The sequence below is a fragment of the Thermoanaerobacter thermocopriae JCM 7501 genome, from assembly GCF_001310975.1.
GTDB lineage: Bacteria > Bacillota > Thermoanaerobacteria > Thermoanaerobacterales > Thermoanaerobacteraceae > Thermoanaerobacter > Thermoanaerobacter thermocopriae.
In genome coordinates this window covers 1-4,175 of sequence record NZ_BAZY01000059.1, presented here as the reverse complement: position 1 = coordinate 4,175, position 4,175 = coordinate 1, and the positions used below count along the sequence as shown (strand labels likewise).

Annotated in this window: 2 pseudogenes and 1 riboswitch; both pseudogenes read left to right on the top strand. The window is 34.9% G+C overall.

The annotated features are described in order from the left end of the window. Window positions 1-70 precede the first annotated feature (70 nt). A riboswitch (M-box (ykoK) riboswitch) is annotated at window positions 71-236 on the top strand. A gap of 371 nt (window positions 237-607) precedes the next feature. Further along, window positions 608-3,292: pseudogene (gene mgtA, locus JCM7501_RS12265) on the top strand (magnesium-translocating P-type ATPase). 664 nt (window positions 3,293-3,956) lie between these two features. Next, window positions 3,957-4,175 (top strand): annotated as a pseudogene (locus tag JCM7501_RS12260) (hypothetical protein); the annotation flags it as partial.

The following is a 4,175-nucleotide window of genomic DNA, read 5'->3' as shown; positions in this document are numbered from 1 at the left end:
TTTTGTAAAAATTTTTCAAAAAAGATTGACATATTATAAATAGAAGAATATAATGGAAAAGGACACAAGCAAATATAATCGTTAGGTGAGGCTCCTATACAGATACACGCTGCTGCCCGGAAACATCGAGAGATGCTAACGGGTTAACAAGTATTACCGAATTAAGGTTTTACTTAACGCAGCTGGAGGATGCTCCAAAGCTGTATAGTGCCAAAGCTCAACGAATTGAAATGTCTAAAAAACCTCTTTATTCGTTGAGAGGTTTTTTAATTTGCAAAAAACGGAGGTGAGAAGAATGGACGGTGGAGGTAGTAGTAAAAGCCACAAAGGTATATGTAATGTGACATTGAAGAAGGATGGCAGATAAGGCCACGTCCATTCTTCTCACATGGGCCTTTCTATAAATTTTGTTCTTTTTAAGATTGCCCATTTATCCCTTCTTTTGATGTCCTATTACATATACCTCCAAAACAATTCTCAGACTAACACCATTTAATTCCATCGTCTAAATGCGAAAGTTTTTTACAAAAAAACAAATACTGTAACTGGAAGGTTGCAGTAGATTCAGCAGCCTTAGCCTATTATTGTGTTTTGGAGGTGTATGAAAATGATAAAAATTGCAAAGAAAAATGATTTCACAGATTCGATACTCACACAATTAATTGAGTTTGCTAGAAAAGATGTTGATGAAATTTTAGCACAATTAGGTACAAATAGAGAAGGACTGACTTCTGAGGAAGCGCAAGACAGGCTTGAAATGTATGGGTTAAATGAGGTAGCCCATGAAAAACCGGCTCCATGGTATATTCAATTGATTAAAGCTTTTATAAATCCCTTTATAGGTATATTGGTATTTTTAGCAATTGTATCATATATAACAGATGTACTTTTTACTGCACCTCAAGACAGAGATTGGAGCACGATAATTATTATTTCTATAATGGTAACGGTTAGTGGACTACTTCGTTTTGTTCAAGAGTACCGTTCTAATGTGGAAGCTGAAAAACTAAAAGCTCTTGTCTATACAACAGCTGCAGTTATTCGGAAAGATACAGGTGAGAAAGAGATAAAAATAGAGGAAATAGTGCCGGGTGACATAATACATTTGGCAGCAGGTGACATGGTACCTGCGGATGTTAGGGTTATTACTTCTAAAGACTTGTTTATAAACCAAGCAACTTTGACGGGAGAATCCGAACCTGTGGAGAAATATCCAGATTTAAAAGAAGAAAAAAGAAAAGCTAAGGATTTAAGCCTTTCAGATTTAGAAAATATATGTTTTATGGGTACTAATGTAGTAAGTGGTTCTGCAATTGCTGTAGTTCTTTCAACAGGTGACCGTACTTATTTTGGTTCAATGGCAAAATCCCTTGTAGGCATAGAGTGATGACAAGTTTTGAAAGAGGAATTAACAATGTAAGTAAAGTGCTCATCAAGTTTATGACAGTGATGTTTCCAATTGTTTTTGTTATAAATGGTCTTACAAAGGGTAATTGGTTGGATGCATTGCTTTTTGCCTTGGCTGTAGCTGTTGGACTTACTCCCGAAATGCTTCCAATGATAGTCACTACCAACCTTGCTAAAGGTGCTGTGACAATGGCAAAGCGCAAAACAATTGTCAAGAGATTGGATGCTATACAAAATTTTGGAGCAATGGATGTACTTTGTACTGATAAACTGGTACTTTGACGTTAAATAAAATAGTTGTAGAAAAACATCTTGACATACATGGGAATGAAGATGACAGAGTTTTAAGGCATGCGTATCTGAACAGTTTTTATCAAACGGGCTTAAGAAACTTAATGGATGTAGCCATTTTAGAGTATGGAGCTGAAAAGGGTTTTAATGGATTGGAGAAAATATATAAAAAAGTTGATGAGATACCCTTTGATTTTGTAAGGCGCAGAATGTCCGTAGTTTTAGAGAGCGAAGGTGGAAAAAGGCAGCTGGTGACTAAAGGCGCCGTTGAAGAGGTTCTTTCTATCTGTGAATATGCTGAGTACAAAGGCGAAGTAGTTCCTTTGACAGATGAAATACGCCAAGAAGTAAGAGAAATGGTAAAAAGATTAAATGAAGATGGAATGAGGGTGCTTGCCGTAGCTCAAAAAAATGATGTTCCACCAGAGGGAGTTTTCAGTGTAGCAGATGAAAGTAAGATGGTTCTCATGGGTTATATAGGTTTTCTCGATCCGCCAAAAGAATCTGCACCTTATGCGATAAAAGCATTGAAAGAGCATGGCGTAGATGTAAAAATTCTCACTGGTGACAATGAAATAGTGACAAAGAAGATCTGTAAAGAAGTGGGGATTAATGTAGAGAATGTTTTGTTGGGAAATGAAATAGAGAATATGACAGATGAAGAATTAGCAGAAGTAGCGGAAAAAACGACAATTTTGCAAAACTTTCTCCTATGCAAAAATCGAAAATAATAAAGACTTTACAAAATAAAGGCCACATTGTTGGATATATGGGAGATGGAATTAATGATGCTCCTGCCTTAAGAGAAGCAGACGTTGGAATTTCAGTTGACTCTGCAGTAGATATCGCTAAAGAATCTGCGGATATAATACTTTTGGAAAAAAGTCTTACAGTATTAGAAGAAGGAGTTGTGGAAGGGCGCAGAATTTTTGGTAATATCATGAAATACATTGCAGTTACATCAAGCTCTAATTTTGGAAATGTATTTTCAGTTTTGGTGGCAAGCGCATTTTTACCATTTTTGCCAATGCAGCCTCTCCAATTACTTTTCCTTAACTTAACTTATGATTTATCTATGACGTCGGTGCCTTGGGATACAATGGATAGAGAGTATATACAAAAACCAAGAAAATGGGATGCTGCAAATATAGGTAACTTCATGATATGGTTCGGACCTATAAGTTCAATTTTTGATATTACAACTTATGCTTTGATGTTTTACTTGATTGGTCCAATAGTCATAGGAGGTTCTTACTTCTTGCTCCCTGAAGAACTTAAACTCCTATTTGTTTCGCTTTTCCAAACAGGCTGGTTTGTAGAAAGCTTATGGACACAAACAATGGTAGTTCACATGCTTAGGACTGAAAAAATTCCGTTTATACAAAGCATTGCTTCATGGCCGCTATTACTTTTTACCTCAGCAGCTGTTACAGTAGGAACAATTGTGCCATTTACTTCTTTTGGAGCAAAAATTGGAATGATGCCTCTACCGGCAATGTATTTCTTGTTCTTAATAGCTACGCTTCTTGCATACTTGATTTTGGCGCAATACGTTAAAACGAGATTTGTAAAAAGATTTGGAAGTTTGCTATAACATTTTTTAGACAACGGATACAGACAAGTAGAAATATATAAAAACATAAGCAGGAGAAATCCTGCTCTTTTTAACACATCACATTATAAGATTGAAATATTACAACAATGTTACAAAATATAAAATTTTGATAATAGGTGATTGCAAAATGAGATAAATATTAGAGCAAAAAAGTTACATTACAAGTAACAAAATAAAGAAATTACATTTTAAAGGCACGCTCAAGAGGGGAAAAGAGAAATGGAAGAAAGATACAAATTCAAAAAAGACAATACTTAACACACCTTTTTAATGTAAAAAGGTGACAAACGAATCAAACCATAAGAACAAGTCATCAAGCCAAAAGTTTTTTCAAACATAAAGGATGTTCAAAAGTACCATGTGGACAGACAAAAGGGACGGTTCCCTTTGTCTGAAATTTAAAAAGCCTGTACAGAAAGCACTGCCTGGGCTTTTTTACAAATTTGTGAAAACAAGAGAATATCCTACTGAGATGGAAATTAAATTAAGGAAGTAATTTGACATAATAATAGAATTAAAGTAAAATGGTGCCATGGGATACAAAATCATTATAACTACCAGTGGAATTATAAGAGCTAATAGATACCTGTAATTTACTGAGTATTTGCCTTCTTTTAAAGGATCTAATCAAAGGGGGAATTAGATGAAAAAAAGAGTAATATTTTTATTGGTCTTGGTTGCCATTTTAGCTTCGGCTATGATCCTTTTTGCAAAATTTTCATTATCCGAAAAATCTAGTAGAGAAAAAATAGTTGTAACTCCAGACATATTTGGAAGAGTGAAATTGAATGGCGGGTATATAGGCTTATCTTACGACTTTTCTCAAGTGAAGATGTTAAAAATAGGTGATGATAGAATTGAA